This window comes from Clavibacter sp. AC415, assembly GCF_979252985.1.
Genome location: NZ_CEEDAR010000014.1, coordinates 1 through 17,040, shown reverse-complemented (window position 1 = coordinate 17,040; position 17,040 = coordinate 1). Strand labels below are relative to the sequence as shown.

The 17,040-nt window shown below is 73.9% G+C and carries 12 protein-coding genes and 7 pseudogenes; 5 read left to right on the top strand and 14 right to left on the bottom strand.

Annotation, left to right across the window (positions count from 1 at the left end):
• Nucleotides 1-2 precede the first annotated feature (2 nt).
• Nucleotides 3-978 (bottom strand): annotated as a pseudogene (locus tag ACZ411_RS04810) (AAA family ATPase).
• 272 nt (nt 979-1,250) lie between these two features.
• Here ACZ411_RS04810 and ACZ411_RS04805 point away from each other — a divergent pair.
• Nucleotides 1,251-1,836: pseudogene (locus ACZ411_RS04805) on the top strand (RsmD family RNA methyltransferase).
• 30 nt (nt 1,837-1,866) lie between these two features.
• Here ACZ411_RS04805 and ACZ411_RS04800 read toward each other — a convergent pair.
• Nucleotides 1,867-2,988, bottom strand: coding sequence for a thiamine-phosphate kinase (locus ACZ411_RS04800; RefSeq protein WP_464168908.1), 1,122 nt, complete (start codon nt 2,986-2,988; stop codon nt 1,867-1,869).
• 24 nt (nt 2,989-3,012) lie between these two features.
• Between ACZ411_RS04800 and ACZ411_RS04795 the strand changes: the two genes are divergently transcribed.
• On the top strand, nt 3,013-3,519 hold the full coding sequence (locus tag ACZ411_RS04795) for a DUF3515 domain-containing protein (protein WP_094115615.1): 507 nt from the start codon (nt 3,013-3,015) through the stop codon (nt 3,517-3,519).
• On the opposite strand, the gene ACZ411_RS04790 is transcribed toward ACZ411_RS04795, so the two are convergent.
• From ACZ411_RS04790 to ACZ411_RS04770, 5 genes and pseudogenes are all read right to left on the bottom strand, one after another.
• Entirely contained in the window at nt 3,414-4,382 is a 969-nt protein-coding gene (locus ACZ411_RS04790) for a glycosyltransferase family 2 protein (RefSeq protein WP_464168905.1), read from the bottom strand. The genes ACZ411_RS04795 and ACZ411_RS04790 overlap by 106 nt on opposite strands.
• A gap of 175 nt (nt 4,383-4,557) precedes the next feature.
• Nucleotides 4,558-5,667, bottom strand: a pseudogene (locus ACZ411_RS04785) (D-alanine--D-alanine ligase family protein).
• Nucleotides 5,668-5,673: 6 nt separating this feature from the next.
• Nucleotides 5,674-6,659, bottom strand: a pseudogene (locus ACZ411_RS04780) (NAD(P)H-dependent glycerol-3-phosphate dehydrogenase); the annotation flags it as partial.
• Between the two features lie 70 nt (nt 6,660-6,729).
• On the bottom strand, nt 6,730-7,188 hold the full coding sequence (locus ACZ411_RS04775; RefSeq protein ID WP_464168903.1) for a lysophospholipid acyltransferase family protein: 459 nt from the start codon (nt 7,186-7,188) through the stop codon (nt 6,730-6,732).
• 108 nt (nt 7,189-7,296) lie between these two features.
• Nucleotides 7,297-7,464 carry a hypothetical protein gene (locus tag ACZ411_RS04770; protein ID WP_464168901.1) on the bottom strand — a complete coding sequence of 56 codons (168 nt, stop codon included), beginning with the start codon at nt 7,462-7,464 and terminating at the stop codon, nt 7,297-7,299.
• Nucleotides 7,465-7,657: 193 nt separating this feature from the next.
• On the opposite strand from ACZ411_RS04770, the gene ACZ411_RS04765 reads away from it, so the two are divergent.
• On the top strand, nt 7,658-7,783 hold the full coding sequence (locus tag ACZ411_RS04765; protein WP_464168899.1) for a hypothetical protein: 126 nt from the start codon (nt 7,658-7,660) through the stop codon (nt 7,781-7,783).
• A gap of 203 nt (nt 7,784-7,986) precedes the next feature.
• On the opposite strand, the gene ACZ411_RS04760 is transcribed toward ACZ411_RS04765, so the two are convergent.
• The 7 genes and pseudogenes from ACZ411_RS04760 to ACZ411_RS04730 all read right to left on the bottom strand — a co-directional run bounded on the left by ACZ411_RS04760 (nt 7,987) and on the right by ACZ411_RS04730 (nt 14,709).
• Entirely contained in the window at nt 7,987-8,781 is a 795-nt protein-coding gene (locus tag ACZ411_RS04760) for a hypothetical protein (RefSeq protein ID WP_464169257.1), read from the bottom strand.
• 192 nt (nt 8,782-8,973) lie between these two features.
• Complete coding sequence (gene leuD / locus ACZ411_RS04755) at nt 8,974-9,588, bottom strand: 3-isopropylmalate dehydratase small subunit (protein WP_094115612.1); 615 nt, start codon at nt 9,586-9,588, stop codon at nt 8,974-8,976.
• 2 nt (nt 9,589-9,590) lie between these two features.
• The gene (gene leuC / locus ACZ411_RS04750; RefSeq protein ID WP_464168896.1) at nt 9,591-11,060 is read right to left on the bottom strand and encodes a 3-isopropylmalate dehydratase large subunit; all 1,470 of its coding nucleotides are present in this window, start codon (nt 11,058-11,060) and stop codon (nt 9,591-9,593) included.
• A gap of 297 nt (nt 11,061-11,357) precedes the next feature.
• Nucleotides 11,358-11,858 (bottom strand): hypothetical protein, encoded by a 501-nt coding sequence (locus ACZ411_RS04745; RefSeq protein ID WP_464168894.1) that lies wholly within the window; start codon nt 11,856-11,858, stop codon nt 11,358-11,360.
• Nucleotides 11,859-11,946: 88 nt separating this feature from the next.
• Nucleotides 11,947-13,057: pseudogene (locus ACZ411_RS04740) on the bottom strand (TerC/Alx family metal homeostasis membrane protein).
• 887 nt (nt 13,058-13,944) lie between these two features.
• Nucleotides 13,945-14,406, bottom strand: a complete 462-nt coding sequence (locus ACZ411_RS04735) for an SDR family NAD(P)-dependent oxidoreductase (protein ID WP_464168892.1) — start codon at nt 14,404-14,406, stop codon at nt 13,945-13,947.
• A gap of 96 nt (nt 14,407-14,502) precedes the next feature.
• Nucleotides 14,503-14,709 (bottom strand): hypothetical protein, encoded by a 207-nt coding sequence (locus ACZ411_RS04730; protein WP_464168890.1) that lies wholly within the window; start codon nt 14,707-14,709, stop codon nt 14,503-14,505.
• A 167-nt stretch (nt 14,710-14,876) separates the two neighbouring features.
• Between ACZ411_RS04730 and ACZ411_RS04725 the strand changes: the two are divergent.
• Both ACZ411_RS04725 and ACZ411_RS04720 read left to right on the top strand, forming a co-directional pair.
• Nucleotides 14,877-16,247: pseudogene (locus ACZ411_RS04725) on the top strand (bifunctional o-acetylhomoserine/o-acetylserine sulfhydrylase).
• 41 nt (nt 16,248-16,288) lie between these two features.
• Nucleotides 16,289-17,040 (top strand): annotated as a pseudogene (locus tag ACZ411_RS04720) (homoserine O-acetyltransferase family protein); the annotation flags it as partial.

Below are 17,040 nucleotides of genomic sequence, written 5' to 3'. Positions count from 1 at the left end.
GGTCAGCGCGTCCGTCCCGCGGCGCTGAGCGGCACGGCGGTCGAGGCGACGATGCGCTCGAGGATCTCGACGACCGCGGCCTGGCCCCGCCCGCGCTGCCCGAGCGCGCGGCCGGTGGCGACGAGCCGGTGGGCGAGCACGGGTGCCGCGAGGGCGTCGACGTCGTCCGGCAGCACGAAGTCGCGTCCGTCGAGCGCGGCGCGCGTCTTGGCGGCGCGGATGAGCTGCAGCGTGGCGCGCGGGCTCGCGCCGAGGCGGATGTCCTCGTGGCCGCGCGTGGCCTGCACGATGGCGACGGTGTAGCGCGACACGGGATCGGAGACGTAGACGCCGCGGGCCGCGTGCATCATCGCGTCGAGCTCGTCGGCGTCGACGACCGGGCGGAGCTCGTCGAGGGGGCTCACCGGTGTCGCGGGAGCGCAGCATGGCGAGCTCGGCGGCGGCGTCGGGGTAGCCCATCGAGATGCGGGCCATGAAGCGGTCGCGCTGCGCCTCCGGCAGCGCGTACGTGCCCTCCATCTCCACCGGGTTCTGCGTGGCGACGACCGTGAAGGGCTGCTGCAGGCCGTGCGTGACGCCGTCGACCGTGACCTGCCCCTCCTCCATGCACTCGAGGAGCGCCGACTGAGTCTTCGGGCTCGCGCGGTTGATCTCGTCGCCGATGACGATGTTGGCGAACACGGCGCCCGGCTGGAACTCGAAGCGGTGGTCGGCCTGGCTGTACACCGAGACGCCCGTGACGTCGGAGGGCAGGAGGTCGGGCGTGAACTGGATGCGGTTGACCGTGCAGTCGACGCTCCGCGCCAGCGCCTTGGCGAGCATGGTCTTGCCGACGCCCGGCACGTCCTCGATGAGGAGGTGGCCGCCGGAGAGGAACACCGTGAGCGCCATCCGGGTGGCCTCGTGCTTGCCGGACATGACGCTGTCGATGTTGCCGAGGATGAGGTCGGCGAGCCGGCGCACCTCCTCCAGCGGCATGGCGGCGGACCCGCGGCCCGCGGGGGCGTGCGCGCCGGCGCGGGAGGCCGGGCGGATGCGGGCGGGGTGGGGGCCCGATCCGGCGTGCAGGGGAACGGACTCGGACTCGGGGCTCGTCACGCAGATCCTCCAGCGTCGTGGGCGTCCCTGGAGCATACGTCAGCGACCCGGGCGCATCCGGGGAGGGGACGGCCGCGGACAGGGCGGGTAGCATCGTGGCCCGTGCACCCCGCCCTGAACGACGTCGTACCGCGCTCCCCGCGAGCGGCGGCGTGACCCGCATCGTCGCCGGGTACGCCGGCTCCCTCGTGCTCCGCGTCCCGCGGACGGGCACGCGCCCCACGAGCGACCGCGTGCGCGAGGCGCTGTTCTCCGGGCTCGAGGCCCGGGACGCGCTCGACGGCGCGCGCGTGCTCGACCTCTACGCCGGATCCGGCGCCCTCGGGCTCGAGGCCGCCAGCCGGGGCGCGGTCGACGTGGTCCTCGTGGAGCGCGCGGTTCCCGCGGCGGCCGTGTGCCGGTCCAACGCCCTGCTCATCGAGCGGGCGGCGCCGGCCGGATCCACGCCCCCGCATCCGCGTGGCCGCCCAGAGCGTCCACGCGTTCCTCTCGGGCGACCGCGGCTCCTACGACGTCGCGTTCCTCGACCCGCCGTACGAGGTCGGCGACGGCGAGCTGGCCGAGGAGCTGGCCGCCCTCGTCCCGCGCCTCGTCGACGGCGCGGTGGTGATGGTGGAGCGCAGCTCGCGCTCCGCGGAGCCGTCATGGCCCGCGGGCCTCCGCCTCGACCGCCGGAAGGCGTACGGCGACACCGTGGTGTGGTGGGCCGTCGCGGACGCGGACGGCGGCGGCTCCTGACGCGCGGCCGGCGCTGATGCGCCCCGTCCGCTAGCGCGCGCCGTCCCAGTCGGCGTAGGGGTCCCAGCCGCCGAGCGCCGTCCGCGGACCGTCGTACGGGCGGCCGTCGACGGTGACGGCGGGTCCGGTCGCGCCGGGCTCCCCGACAGCCCCGATCGCCCGGAAGGGCTCCGGGAGCGCGGTCCCGGCCGGGAAGGCGGCGACGAGGGCGTGGTCCTCACCGCCGGTCAGGACGAGGTCGAGGGCCCGCGGCGGCAGGGACGGATGCGCGGCGGCGACGCGGCGCGCGTCGGCCGCGAGGTCGGCCGTCCGGAGGTCGATGACGACGGCGCTCGCGCGCGCCATCCGGGCGAGGTCGAGCAGGAGCCCGTCGGAGACGTCGAGCATGGCGCTCGCCCCGGCGCGCGCGGCGGACGATCCCGCGGCGAGCGGCGCGACGGGCGCCAGCTGCGCCTCGACGGCGTCCGGGTGCGCCGCGCGCAGCTCCCGGGCGAGCCGTGCGTCGGGGACCGGCTCGCCGTCGGGCCCCGCGCTCCGGGCCTCGTCGAAGAGCAGCTGCACGCCGGCGGCGGCCATGCCCAGGGTCCCCGCCACCGCGATCACGTCGCCGGGGCGGGCGCCCCCGCGCAGCACCGGGTCGCGTCCCTCGAGGTCGCCGGTCGCCGTGACGGTGATGACGAGCGCGTCCGAGACGGACAGGTCGCCGCCCACGACGCCGCAGCCCGGGGCCTGGAGGATGCAGCCCTCGCGCAGCCCGTCCGCGAGGGCCTCCAGGTCGGCGACGCGCGTGCCGGCGGGCGCCGCGATCGCGACGAGGAGGGCCGTCGGGCGCGCGCCCATCGCCGCCACGTCCGCGAGGTTCGAGGTCGCGGCGCGGCGACCGAGGTCGTGGGGCGTCGACCACGCGAGGCGGAAGTCGGGACCCTCGATCATCATGTCGGTCGTGATCACGAAGCGGCCGTCCGGGGCGCGCACCACGGCGCAGTCGTCGCCGGGGCCGACGTCCGCGGAGTCCGCGTCGGGCAGGCGGGCGACGATGCGGGCGAGCGTCGCCAGCTCGCCGGCGCTCCCGAGGGTGGCCGTGTCCGCGACCCCTCCGTCCGCCCCGCCGTCGCTCGGATCCGCGGTCGAGGCCGTCCCAGGAGTCGTCACGACAGCCACGCTAGCCTGATCGGGATGTCTCCCCGCCGCCCCGCCCGTGCCCTGCGCACCGCCGCCGCAGCCGCCGCGTGCGGCGCCGCCCTCCTCCTCGCCGGATGCTCCCCGACGGTCTCCCTCGAGGCCGCTCCGGCCGCCACCGACCCGCTGTGCGCCGACGTGGTCGTGCACCTGCCCGCCCAGCTCGGCACCGCGCCGCTGCGCGAGACGGACGCGCAGGGCACGGCGGCGTGGGGCGACCCGCAGAGCACCGTCATCCTCCGCTGCGGCGTCGCGACCCCCGGCCCCACCACCGACGCGTGCATCAGCTACGACGACGTCGACTGGGTGGAGGACGACTCGCGCTCCCCCGACATCCGGTACACGACCTACGGCCGCACCCCCGCCGTGGAGGTCGTCATCGACTCCACGCAGGCCAGCTACACGGCGCTCACCGACCTCAGCGGCGTCGTGGCGGTCATCCCGCAGGAGGCGCGCTGCGTCAGCGCGCAGGACCTGGGAGACGCGCCGCCGCCGGAGGGGTGACCGGCACCGGTCCGGTCGCGGCAGGGCCCCGCCCCGCGGGGACGGCCCCGGCGGACCGGCGCAGGCGGCGCTCCGCGAGCGCGCGACGTCCCGTCCGTCGCCAGCGCAGCCACGGCAGCTCGTGCGGCCAGTGCAGGGTCAGCGAGGTCATCCCCCGGCTCATCCCGCAGCGGCAGCGTCGACGGGCGCGTCAGCGGCCGCATGCTGATGCCCATGCGCAGGTGCGGGTCGAGCACGATGCGGCGCTCGGGCCCGAGGTGCACGGAGAGGTCGATGTCGTCGTGGAGGTGCGTCCCCTCGCGGTGCACCTCCGTGCGCACCTGGCGCCAGGCGTCCCGGCGGAGGGCGAAGTTGGACCCGAACAGCGGCGGGTGCCCGAGCGCGAGCGTCACCGACGCGAAGTACGCGCCGAGGTAGACGACCGCCGCGACGCCCCGGAGGGCCCGCGGGCCGTCGAGGAACCGCGCCGCCCCCGTCACGGCGTCGACGTCGGGTCGGGCCGCGAGCACGTCGCCGAGCCGCTCGATCCAGTCGGCGGGCGGCACGCAGTCGGCGTCGAGGCGCGCGATGACCTCGTACCGCGCGGCGTCGTACCCGGTGCTCGCGGCCGCGGGGATCCCGACGACCGGCTCCGACACGACGCGCGCGCCGGCCTGCCGCGCGACCCGGGCGCTGTCGTCGTGCGACGCGTTGTCGACCACGACGACCTCGTCCGGGGCCACGGTCTGCCCGGCGAGGGCCTGGAGGCACGCGCGCAGGTGCCCGGCGTCGTCGCGCACGGGGATCACGACCGACACCGTGGGCCGGGCCGTCGCGCCGGGCGCGCGCAGCACGAGGTCGGCACCCTCGGACGTGCCGCGCACGGCCGTCCGGCCGCCGTGAGCCCCGGTCGCCGGGTGCGCCCCGGTCGCCGGGTGCGCCCCGGTCGCCGGCGCGCGGCGGTGCCGGGTCGGGCGTCGGGGTGGAGGCGGGGTCGGGCGAGGGATCGTCCTACGAGCATGCTCCGAGCCTAGGCTCCTCGGACGCGGCGACGGACCGTCAGCGGACGGGGCGATCCGCCTCCCACGCGAGGGCCACGTCGATCAGCCGCGAGATGAGGTCCGGGTAGGCGAGCCCGGCACGCCTCCCAGCAGGCCGGGAACATCGAGATGGGCGTGAAGCCCGGCATCGTGTTGATCTCGTTGAGCACGAACCCGTCGGCGGTGAGGAAGAAGTCCACGCGCGCGAGCCCCCGGCCGTCCACTGCCCGGAAGGCCCGGACGGAGAGCTCCTGCATGCGGGCGAGCTCCTCGGCCGTGACGTCCGCGGGGCACACGAGGTCGATGCCGTCGGCGCCCAGGTACTTGGCGTCGAAGTCGTAGAAGTCGCGGCCGGAGACGACGATCTCGCCCGCCACGGACGCGCTCGGCGCCCGCCCCGGGCCCTCGTCGAGGATGGCGCACTCGACCTCGCGGCCGACGAGTCCCGTCTCGACGAGCACGCGGTCGTCCTCGCGGAACGCGACGGCGAGGGCGGCGTCGAGGTCGGCGGGCGCCGCCACGCGGCTGACGCCGACGCTCGACCCCGCCCGCGCGGGCTTCACGAAGGCGGGAGCCCCAGCCCGGCGGCGCGCTCTCGGACCCCGTCGGGATCGGCGGCCCACTCGTGGCGGGACACCGTGATCCAGGGCGCCACGTCGATCCCGGCCGCACGGAGCACGGTCTTCGCGAAGTGCTTGTCCATCCCGAGGGCCGAGGCGAGCACGCCCGAGCCGACGTACGGCAGGCCCGAGAGCTCCAGGAGACCCTGGACGGTGCCGTCCTCGCCCTGCGTGCCGTGCAGGATCGGGAAGACGAGGTCGACGGAGCCGAGGCACCGCTCGCCGCCGTCCGCGTCCCGCACGCGCAGCTCGCGGCTGGAGGCGTCGTCCGGCCAGCGCACGCGCGAGCCGTCGTCGACGACCTCGGGCAGCGCGTCGGCGTCGAGCGCGAAGGCGCGCGCGTCGTCCGCCTGCAGCGTGAAGGCCCCGCCGCGGGTGATGCCGACGGGGATCACCTCGAAGCGGTCGCGGTCGATGGCGCCGAGCACGCCGCTGGCGGTGGCGCAGCTGATGGAGTGCTCGCTGGAGGTCCCGCCGAAGAGGAGGACGACGCGGGTGCGTGCGGTCATGGTCATTCCCCGGGGAGTGTCGTCGTCGGTGGTCAGGTGGGGCGCGATGTCGCGGGAGACAGGGTGCCCGCGAGCACCTGCTGGACCTGCTCGACGATGGGCATGAGCACGCCGCGCTGACGGGCGAGCTCGAGGACGGGCGCGACGGAGGAGAGGCCCTCCGCGGTCTGCTGCATGCTCTTGACCACGTCCGTGAAGCTGTACCCCTGGCCGAGCAGGCGGCCCGCGGTGTTGTCGCGGGACAGCGACGACTCGCACGTGGCGATCAGGTCGCCGAGCCCCGCCAGACCCGCGAGCGTCTCCGCCCGGGCGCCGTAGGCCACGGAGAAGGCGGTCATCTCGGCGAGGCCGCGCGTGATGATCGAGGCCTTCGTGTTCTCGCCGTAGCCGACGCCGTCGACGATGCCGACCGCGACGGCGATGAGGTTCTTCAGGACCCCGCCGAACTCGGTGCCGATCACGTCCGTGTTGACGAACGACCGGAAGTAGGTGCTGCGGGCGATCTTCGCCACGCGCTCGGCGGTGGCCTGCTCCGCGGACGACACCACGACGGCGGTCGGCTGCTCCCGGGCGATCTCGAGCGCGAGGTTCGGGCCCGACGCAACGGCGATGCGCTCGGGGCCGATGCCCAGGACCTCCGCGATCACCTCGCTCATCCGGAGGCCGGTGCCCTTCTCCACGCCCTTCATGAGGCTGACGACCACGGCGTCGGATGGGATCAGGTCCCGCGCCTGCTCGAGGTTCGCCCGGAGCGTCTGGCTGGGCACGGACACGAAGACGTCGGTCGCGCCGGCGAGCACGCGCTCCAGGGACGGGTCGGCGGTGAGGCGCTGCGGCAGGTTGATCCCGGGGAGGTAGTCGCTGTTGCGCTTGGCCTCCGTGATCTCGCGGGCGAGCTCGGGCCGGCGGGCCCACATGAGCACGTCGCTGCCGCCGTCGGCCATCACCTTGGCGAACGTGGTCCCCCAGCTGCCGGCGCCGAGGACGACGATGCGGCGCCGCTCCTCGAGGGCGTCGGCACCCGGGTCGGTGCGGGGGTCGGTCGCGGGGCTCGCGGTCGCGTCACTCAAATCGGCCGGTCTCCTTCTGGTTCCTCGAGCGGGGGTCCCAGCGCTCGGTGGGGGCGGTCTCGCCGCGCAGCTCCTCGACGAGCTCCGTGATGGCGGCCATGACGACGGCGGTCGCCTCGGTCAGGGTGGCGGAGTCGAGGCTCCGGTCGCGGAAGCGCGCGAGGTCGACGGGCTCGCCGATGACGACGTGGATCGTGCTCCGCGGGAAGAGGCGCACGCGCTTCGAGTAGCGGCCCATCAGCTGCTGCGTGCCCCAGTGCGCGGCGGGGATCACGGGGATGCCGGACTGCAGCGCGAGGCGCACGGCACCGGTCTTGCCGCGCATGGGCCAGAGGTCCGGGTCGCGCGTGAGGGTGCCCTCGGGGTAGACGACGACGATCCGTCCGTCCCGCGCGAGCTCCGTGGCCTGGGAGATGGCCTGGCCGCCGCGGACTCCGCCGTCGCGCTGCACGGGATCTGCCCGGAGCGGCGGAGGAACCAGCCGACGACGGGCGCCTCGAAGAGCGAGGCCTTGGCGAGGAAGCGGGCAGGCGCCCGAGCTTCCACGCGACCGCGCCCATCACGACGGGGTCGATCTCGCTGTAGTGGTTGGGCGCGAGCACGTAGAGCCAGTGCGCGGGAGCCGCTCGGGGTTCCGGATCTCGAACCGCACCGCCATGTTGAGCACCGGCAGGACGAGGGCGGCCAGCACCCAGAAGATCGACGGTCGGGCCTTCTCGTTCGCCATGGCGTCTCCAGTCCGGTGCCGGTCGTCGTCCTCGTCGTCCGCCTGATCCGCCCAGGCGGCGTGCCGGACGCGTCCACTGGACGCGCCCGGCTGGCGTGGGCGGCGCGGACGCCGCCCGTGGTGCTATCCCTCGTAGGAGAAGTCGGCGCCGAGCTGGCGCAGCTTCCCGATGAAGTCCTCGTAGCCGCGGGAGATGATCCCGACGTTGCTGACCGTGGACCGGCCCTCGGCCGTCAGCGCGGCGATGCAGGCGGCTGAGCCCGCCGCGGAGGTCGGGCACCGCGACGTCGGCGCCGTGCAGGTGCGTCGGCCCCGCTGACGACGGGCGGCCTGCTCGAAGCCGGCGACGCGCCACGCGGCGCTCGTGGCCCTCGAGGCCCTCCTCGTGCACCACGATGTCCGCGCCCATCTCGTTGAGCGCGTCGGCGAAGCCGAACCGGTTCTCTAGACGACGGTCTCGTGGATGATCCAGTACGCCGGGCGCCTGCGTGAGCGCCACGACGAGCGGCTGCCGCCAGTCCGTCATGAAGCCGGGGTGCACGTCGGTCTCGATGACCACGGGCTTGAGGTCGCCGCCCGGGTGGGCAGAACCGGACGCCGTCCTCCTCGATGTCGAACGCGCCGCCGACCTTCCGGAACACGTCTCAGGAACGTCATCATCTCGGCCTGGCGCACGCCGCCGACGAAGACGTCGCCACCGGTCGCGAGCGCGGCGGAGGCCCAGCTCGCGGCCTCGTTGCGGTCGAAGAGCGCACGGCGGCGCGTAGCCCTCGAGCCGGTCGACGCCCTCGATGAGGATGACGCGGTTCGGCTCTGACGGAAGATGATCGCGCCCATCTTCTGCAGGATCGCGATGAGGTCCATGATCTCGGGCTCGATGGCCGCGTTCAGCAGCCTCGGTGACGGCCTCTTCGCGCGGACGCCGGTGAGGAGCACCTGCTCGGTCGCGCCGACGCTCGGGTAGGGCAGCTCGACGTTCGCGCCCGTCAGGCCGTCCGGCGCGGTGAGCCGGATGCCGCTCGGGAGCTTCTCGACGACGGCGCCGAAGGCGCGGAGCGCGTCGAGGTGGAAGTCGATGGGGCGGTCGCCGATGCGGCAGCCGCCGAGGTCGGGGATGAACGCCTCGCCGAGGCGGTGCAGCAGCGGCCCGCAGAAGAGGATCGGGATGCGCGAGCTGCCCGCGTGGGCGTCGATGTCGGCCATGTGGGCGCTCTCGACGTCCTTCGGGTCGAGGATGAGGTCGCCCTCCTGCTCGCCCTTGCGGAGCGTGACGCCGTGGACCTCGAGGAGCCCGGAGACGACGCGGACGTCGCTGATGTCGGGGGACCGAGCGCAGGAGGCTGGGCGTCTCGCCCAGCAGCGAGGCGACCATGGCCTTGGTGGCCAGGTTCTTCGCCCCGCGGACCTCGATGCGGCCGCGCAGCGGGATGCCGCCGTTGATCACGATGGAGTCGGACAGGAGGCCCACCCGCTCCCCGCCTTCTTGGCGTCGCTGACTAGTGAGTTCATTCAGTTCTCCAGAGCTGCCGGCCGGGCCGGCAAGGTGCGCGGGCGCCATGAGGCCCGTCGTGATTCGAAGGTGGTGATGGCGTCCTCGTCCCGGAGGGTGAGGGCGATGTCGTCGAGCCCCTCGAGGAGCCGCCACCGAGTGTATTCGTCGATCTCGAACGGGACCGTCAGGCCGGGTGCCGTGGCGACCCGCTCGACGAGATCGACGGTGAGGTCGAGCCCGGGCTCCGCGTCCATCGCGGCCCACAGCCTCTCGACGTCGTCCTCGCTCACGAGTCCCGTGAGGAGGCCCTGCTTCCCCGAGTTGCCGCGGAAGATGTCGCCGAACCTCGGGCTGAGCACGGCGCGGAAGCCGTAGTCGCGGAGCGCCCACACGGCGTGCTCGCGCGAGGAGCCGGTGCCGAAGTCCGGACCGGCGACGAGGACGGTGGCGCCCTCGTAGACCGGCTGGTTGATGAAGAAGGCGGGATCCTGGCGCCACTGGTGGAACAGCGCGTCCTCGAACCCGGTCTTCGTGACGCGCTTCAGGAACTGCGCGGGGATGATCTGGTCGGTGTCGACGTTCGACCGCTTGAGCGGCACGGCGGTCCCGGTGACGATGCTGACCTTCTCCATGCTCAGGCCTCCTGTCCGATGGCGGCGGCCTGGCGGATCGACTCGGCGTCGACGACGCCGTCCTCCTGCAGGTCCCACGGACTCGAGAGCGTGCCGCGGATCGCGGTGGCCGCGGCGACGAGCGGCGACACGAGGTGCGTGCGCCCGCCCTTCCCCTGGCGGCCCTCGAAGTTGCGGTTGCTCGTGGAGGCGCAGCGCTCGCCCGGCGCGAGCTGGTCGGGGTTCATCCCGAGGCACATGGAGCACCCGGCGAACCGCCACTCGGCGCCGAAGTCGGTGAAGACCTTGTCGATGCCCTCGGCCTCGGCCTCGAGACGCACGCGCGCGCTGCCGGGGACGACCATGACGCGGACCCCCTCGGCCTTCGTGCGGCCGCGGACGATCTCCGCGGCGGCCAGGAGGTCCTCGACGCGGCTGTTGGCGCACGAGCCGATGAACACGGTGTCGACCGCGATCTCCTTCATGGGGGTGCCCGGGGCGAGGTCCATGTAGGCGAGGGCGCGCGTCGCGGCGGCGCGCTCGTTCGGGTCGGCGATGGCGGCCGGATCCGGCACGGGCTCGCTCAGGGAGACGCCCTGGCCGGGGTTGGTGCCCCACGTCACGAAGGGCTCCAGCGCGTCGGCGTCGAGGAACACCTCGGCGTCGAAGACCGCGTCGTCGTCGGTGGCGAGGGTGTCCCAGTAGGCGACGGCCTCGTCCCAGTCGGCGCCCGTGGGAGCGTGCGGCCGGCCGCGGAGGTAGTCGTACGTGGTCTGGTCGGGCGCGACCATGCCGGCGCGCGCGCCGGCCTCGATCGACATGTTGCAGATCGTCATGCGGCCCTCCATGGAGAGGGAGCGGATGGCGCTGCCGCGGTACTCGAGCACGTAGCCCTGGCCGCCGCCCGTGCCGATCTGCGCGATGACCGCGAGGATGATGTCCTTGGCCGTCACGCCGGGGCGCAGGGTGCCCTCGACGGTGACCGCCATGGTCTTGAAGGGCTGCAGCGGCAGCGTCTGCGTGGCCATGACGTGCTCGACCTCGCTGGTGCCGATCCCGAACGCCATGGCGCCGAACGCGCCGTGGGTGGAGGTGTGCGAGTCGCCGCAGACGACGGTGATGCCCGGCATGGTGAGCCCGAGCTGCGGACCCACGACGTGGACGATCCCCTGCTCGATGTCGCCGAGCGAGTGCAGCCGGATCCCGAACTCCTCGGCGTTCCTCCGGAGCGTGTGGATCTGCGTGCGGCTCGTCAGGTCGGCGATGGGCCGGTCGATGCCGATCGTCGGCGTGTTGTGGTCCTCGGTCGCGATCGTGAGGTCCGGTCGGCGCACGGGGCGGCCGGCGAGCCGGAGGCCGTCGAAGGCCTGCGGGCTGGTGACCTCGTGGACGAGGTGGAGGTCGATGTAGAGGAGGTCGGGGGTCCCGTCCTCCCCCTCGGCGACCAGGTGGTCGGCCCACACCTTCTCGGCCAGGGTCTTCGCAGGCTGCACGCGGCTCTCCTCATGGCAGGGGCGCGAGGGCGCCCTCGCGCATCATGGGAGTCTAACGCCGGGAGCTCCCGGCTATTCCTCGGGCGACGGCGCGCCCGCGGACCCGGCGCGGGCCGCCGTGCCGCTCCTCGACCTCGGAGCGCGCCTCGATCACGACCACGGGGCGACGTTGTCGCGGCCGCCGGAGGCGAGGGCCTGCGCGACGAGCGCGCGTCCGCTGCGCGGTCGACTCCGCCGCCGTCCTCGCGGCGCGAGCTGCAGCACGGCCTCGATCGAGCGGTCGTCGAGCTCCGTTCGTCAGGCCGTCGGAGCAGATGAGGAACACCTGGTGCTCCGCGACCGGCAGCAGCCACTCGTCCGCGGCGACCTCGTCGTGGGATCCCGACCGCGCGGGTGATGAGGTTTCCGCACAGGGGCTCCCGCCTCGGCCTCGGCGCGCGCCACCCGGCCCCGGTCGACGAGCTCCTGGACGGCCGAAGTGGTCGATGGTGACCTGCTCGAGGCGGCCGTGCGACCATGCGCAGCACGCGCCAGTTCGCCGACGTTGAAGACCATCCGGAGGGCCTCGTCGTCGTCTCGACCGCACCAGCGCGACGCCGGCGAGGGTCGTGCCCCGCGACGGCGCCGGGCGGGTCGTCGCCCGTGATGAGGTCGCCGATGGCCTCGTTGGAGGCGTCGACCGCCTCCACGACGAGGTCGGCGCGTCACGGGCGCATCGCCCGACAGCCCGCCGAAGGTCTCGACGAGCGTCGCGCTGGCCCGGTCGCCGAACGCGTGCCCGCCCACGCCGTCGGCCACGAGCCAGACGGGGGAGGGTCCGCGAGCAGCCCGTCCTCGTCGTTCACCGGCGCGCGCACGCTGCCCACGTCCGCGCGGGCGGCCCAGGTCACGTGGATCCGGCGCCCGCCGAGCGCGACGGTGCGCGCCTCGGCCACCGCTCGGCCCGGTCGTCGTCGCGCTCGACGGCCGCCTCGCTGCCGTCGGCCGGGGCGACGGCGATCCCGTCGGCGCGCATCTTGACCAGGCTGGCCACGGGTCGCGACCGCCATGGACGCGAGGATCACCACGAGGCTCACGAGCGTCGGGATCTCGGGCGCCCACTCGATGCCCGCCGCCGTTCCGTTGACGAACGAGCAGCGTGTTCTCGGTGCATCGCGTGCAGCACGAGCTTCACGCCGATGAAGAAGAGGATGAACGCCATCCCGGTACTCGAGGCGCACCAGCCGGTCGAGCAGCCCGCCCAGCCAGGAAGTACAGCTGGCGGCAGGCCCATCAGCGCGAAGATGTTCGCCGGCGGAAGACGATGAACGGCGACTCGGTGATGCCGAAGATGGCCGGGATCGAGTCGAGGGCGAAGATCAGGTCCGCTGGTGCCGATCGACACGAACACGATGACCATGGGCGTCAGCACCTTGCGGCCGTCGATGACGGTGCGCACCTTCGAGCCCGTCGCAGTCGGGTGCGATCTTCAGGCGTCGGCGGAGGAACCTGACTGGGAGAGCGAGTCCTCGCTGTCCCTCGTCCTCGTCGCCCACCGCCCGCTTGACGGCCGTGTAGAGGAGGAACGCGCCGAAGACGTAGAAGATCCAGCTGTAGCTCTCGATGAGCTCGGCGCCCAGGAGGATGACAGAAGATCCCGCGCAGCACCAGCGCGACCACGATGCCCACCATGAGCACCTCCTGCTGGGACTTCCGGGGCACGCTGAACCGGCTCATGATGATCACGAAGACGAACAGGCCGTCGATGCTGAGGCTCGTGCCGTCGTGAGCCATCCGGCGAGGAACTGGCCGGCGTGCTCCGTGCCGCCGACGACGAGCCATTGACGGCACGGCGAAGACCAGACGCGAGCCCCACGTAGAACGCAGACCCAGAGGCCGGACTCCCGGGGTGGACGGGACGTGCGGGCGCCGGTACACGATCAGCAGGTCGGCGACGAGGATGACGACGAGGTATTCGACAGCGAGACGATCTCGAACGGGAGGGGCAGCTGGGGCACGCGGAGGCTCTTCTGCAGCACGGGAGCGGCACTGGACACGCCTCGTCGAAACTCACAGGTCGGCCGGACGGGTTGTTCACAACTCCCCCATCCGGGGCATCCGCTCGGCGGCCCCGCATTACGTTGGTCCCTCACCACACGAGAGGCACGCCCCATGGCCGTACTGGCGAACGAGCTCCGACGCATCGCGACCACGCAGGGGACGACGCGGGACCCCGTCGCCGCGGGCCCCGCACCACCGGCGACGCCCGCATGAGCATCATCGAGGCGGCCCGCACGCCGCTTCATCGTAGTCGGGCGCCGACCGCGCGAGCGCCCGGCGCATCGCCGCCGCCGCCGCGGGTGCGACCCGAGCCTCGTCCTGCTACTACTTCGGCTCGCTCGAGGCCCTGCTGGAGGAGGCGCTCCGCCCCTCGGAGGACCTCCCGGCCCCGCACCTCCACCTGCGCGGGCTCCCCGTCGAGGAGCGCGGCGCGGCCCTCGTGGACGCGGCCCTCCACACGCGGGAGCACCCGGTGGGGTCCACCATCATGCGCTGGGTCACCGCGTCGTCGGACCACGACAGCGGCGCGCTGCAACAAGCGGTTCGGCCGAGGCGGCGCCGCAGCACCTGGACGAGCGCGCTGCCCGAGGGGATGCCCGCCGAGGAGGCCGGCATCCGCAACTCGCTTCGTCGGCGCCGCCCTCGGCGGCATCGCCATCACCCGGGACACATCCTGGCGGCGCATGGAGCCGATCGCGAGCACGCCCCGCGAGACCGTCGTCGCGCTGCACGGCCCCGACCTCGCGCAGGGTTCCTGACCGGCCCCCCTGCCCGAGGTCCCCGCCGTCACGCCCCCGCCCGGCGCCTGACCTCCGGCAACCCCGGCGCCGGCGCCGACGGCGGATCAGCCCCGGTCGGTCAGCTCCGCGCGGACCGCGAGCGGCTCCCGCACGAGCTTGCGCCGGCGCGGCCTGGGCCGACGGGCTTCAGGGGTGAGCAGGTCCACGTTCACGTGCGGCGGGAGCTCCACCGCGTGCACGATCGCCTCCGCCACGTCCTCCGCCGTGTAGGGGACCCGGCACGCCGTCGTAGACCGCGTCGGCCTTGGCCCGGTCCCGCCGAAGCGCACCAGCGAGAACTCCTCCGTGCGCACCTGGCCCGGCGCGATCTCGATCACGCGGTAGGGGCTCCCCGCGAGCTCGAGGCGGAGGACGCCCAGCATCGCGTGGACGGCGGCCTTGGCGGCGTTGTCGCCGCCCCCGCCCTCGTAGGGCACGTGCGCGGCGATCGAGCTGACGGTCACCACGTCGGCGCTGCCGCCTGCGGGCACGCCCGCGCGCAGCAGCGGCAGGAGCGCGCTGGTCACGCGCTGGACCACGACACGTTGATCTCGTACATCCACGCCCAGTCGGCCGCAGACCGCCCTCGACCGTGTCGGTGCCGACGGCTCCGCCGGCGTTGTTCACGAGCGCGTGGACGTCCCGGTCTCCCGGAGGTGGTCGCGGAGCACGTCCACGTCGGCCTGGACGGTGAGGTCGGCCACGGCGTACGCGGCCCCGGTCTCCTCGGCGAGCGCCCGCAGGCGGTCCTCGCGGCGGGCGACGCCGACGACGTCCCGCCCGGCTCCGGAACAGGCGGACGGTGGCGGCGCCGATCCCCGAGCTCGCACCCGTGACGACGACCCTCTTGCTGCTGGACATGACCCCAGCGTAGGGAACCCGGGCGCCGGCGGGTTACGCCGCGCCGAACGGGTCGCGTTGACCGCCCACGGGCCGTGTTCCTACTGTCGAGGTGCGCTCGCACGGCGACACCGACGCGTGGGAAGGCACCGCCAGGATCAGCGACCACGACGAGGACCGGGCAGCGGGCTGGCGCTTCGAGACGCAGCAGATCCACGCGGGGGCCGCTCCGATACCGTCACCAACGCGCGCGCGACGCCGATCTACCAGACGACGTCGTACGTCTTCAAGGACTCGGCGCACGCGCAGGACCTCTTCGCGCTGGCGGAGTTCGGCAACATCTACACCCGCATCCAGAACCCCACGCAGGCCGTCGTGGAGGAGCGCGTCGCCGCGCTCGAGGGCGGGTCGGCGGCGCTCCTCGTGGCGTCGGGCCAGTCGGCGTCCACCTTCGCGGTGCTCAACATCGCGCAGGCCGGCGACCACATCGTCTCCAGCTCCTCCATCTACGGGGGCACCTACAAGAACCTCTTCAAGTACACGCTCGCGAACTTCGGCATCGAGACGACGTTCGTCGAGGACCAGGACGACCCGGAGGCGTGGGCGCGGGCCGTGCGCCCGAACACGAAGCTCTTCTTCGCGGAGACCATCGGCAACCCGCGCATCAACATCCTCGACATCCGCAGCGTCGCGGACCAGGCGCACGCCGCGGGCGTGCCCCTCATCGTGGACAACACCATCGCCACCCCGTACCTCATCCGGCCGTTCGAGCACGGCGCGGACATCGTCGTGCACTCGGCGACCGAGTTCCTCGGCGGGCACGGCACCGTGATCGGCGGGCTCGTCGTCGACGGCGGCCGCTTCCCGTGGTCGGAGCACGCCGAGCGCTTCCCGGCCTCACCACGCCCGACGCCTCGTACCACGGCGTCACCTACACCGAGGCGCTCGGCGACGGGATCGCGTACATCATCAAGGCCCGCGTGCAGCTCCTCCGCGACCTCGGCGCCTCCATCGCCCCGGCGAGCACCTGGCAGCTGATCCAGGGCATCGAGACGCTGAGCCTCCGCATCGAGCGGCACGTGCAGAACGCGCAGGCCGTCGCCGAGTGGCTCGACGCCCACGAGGACATCGCCGCCGTCTCTGCTCGGGTCTCCCCACGAGCCCCTGGTACGCCGCGGCCAACCGCTACGCGCCGCGCGGCGTCGGCGCCGTGCTGTCCTTCGAGCTGAAGGGCGGGGTCGACGCCGGGCGCGCCCTCGTCGACTCGCTGCAGCTGTTCAGCCACCTGGCGAACATCGGCGACGTCCGCAGCCTCGTCATCCACCCGGCCTCCACCACGCACTCGCAGCTGACGCCCGAGCAGCAGCTCACCGCCGGGGTCACCCCGGGCCTCGTGCGCCTGTCCGTGGGCCTGGAGAGCATCGACGACATCATCGACGACCTCGCCGCGGGGCTGCGCGCCGCCCGCGCGGTCAAGGACGCGGCGATCGACTCGTCGCTCCAGGGCGCCGGGCCGGTCGGGGCGTAACACTCGGGCGCGCGCCCGTCGCGGATGGTTCACTGATCGGGATGGACTGGCAGACACCCGAGGACACCGTCCCGTCGAGCCTCGTGACGGACGCGCAGATCCGCTCCTGATCGGCCGCCCGCCGGCCTCCGGGGCGTGGCGCGAGGGCGATCCCGTCGCCGACCGCCTCTTCGCGTCGGTGGGCGGGATCGACCTGGAGGCGGGCGGGCGCATCCGAGTCGGTGCGCGTGGCCTACGAGACCTTCGGCGAGCGCGCGCCCGACGGCCGCAACGCCGTCCTCGTGCTGCACGCGCTCACCGGGGACAGCCGTCTCCGCGGTCCCGCCGGACCCGGGCAGCCCACCGGGGGCTGGTAGTCCACGGCATCGTCGGCCCGGGGCTCGCGATCGACACCGACCGCTGGTTCGTGGTCGCGCCCAACATGCTCGGCGGCTGCCAGGGCACCACGGGACCGGCCTCCCTCGCCCCGGACGGCGCCGAGTGGGCCGCCCGCTTCCCCTACATCACCATCCGCGACCAGGTCCGCGTGCAGGCGGCCCTCGCCGACGCGCTGGGCATCGACGTGTGGGCCGCGGTCGTGGGCGGCTCCATGGGCGGCATGCAGGCGCTCGAGTGGGGCGTCGGCCACCCGGACCGCATGCGCCACCTCGCGATCCTGGCGGCACCTGCCATCTCGACGCCGACCAGATCGCGCTCAACTCCGTGCAGGCGGAGGCCATCCGCATGGATCCCGCCTACCGCGACGGCGACTACCACGACGCCGCCGACGGCGACGGCCCGCACCGCGGCCTCG

Coding starts and splice junctions, on each gene's coding strand:
- ACZ411_RS04765 (WP_464168899.1), top strand. CDS start 7,658: ATGATCCCGACGTTGCTGACCGTGGACCGGCCCTCGGCCGTCAGCGCG.
- ACZ411_RS04770 (WP_464168901.1), bottom strand. CDS start 7,464: ATGGCGAACGAGAAGGCCCGACCGTCGATCTTCTGGGTGCTGGCCGCC.
- leuD (WP_094115612.1), bottom strand. CDS start 9,588: ATGGAGAAGGTCAGCATCGTCACCGGGACCGCCGTGCCGCTCAAGCGG.
- ACZ411_RS04795 (WP_094115615.1), top strand. CDS start 3,013: ATGTCTCCCCGCCGCCCCGCCCGTGCCCTGCGCACCGCCGCCGCAGCC.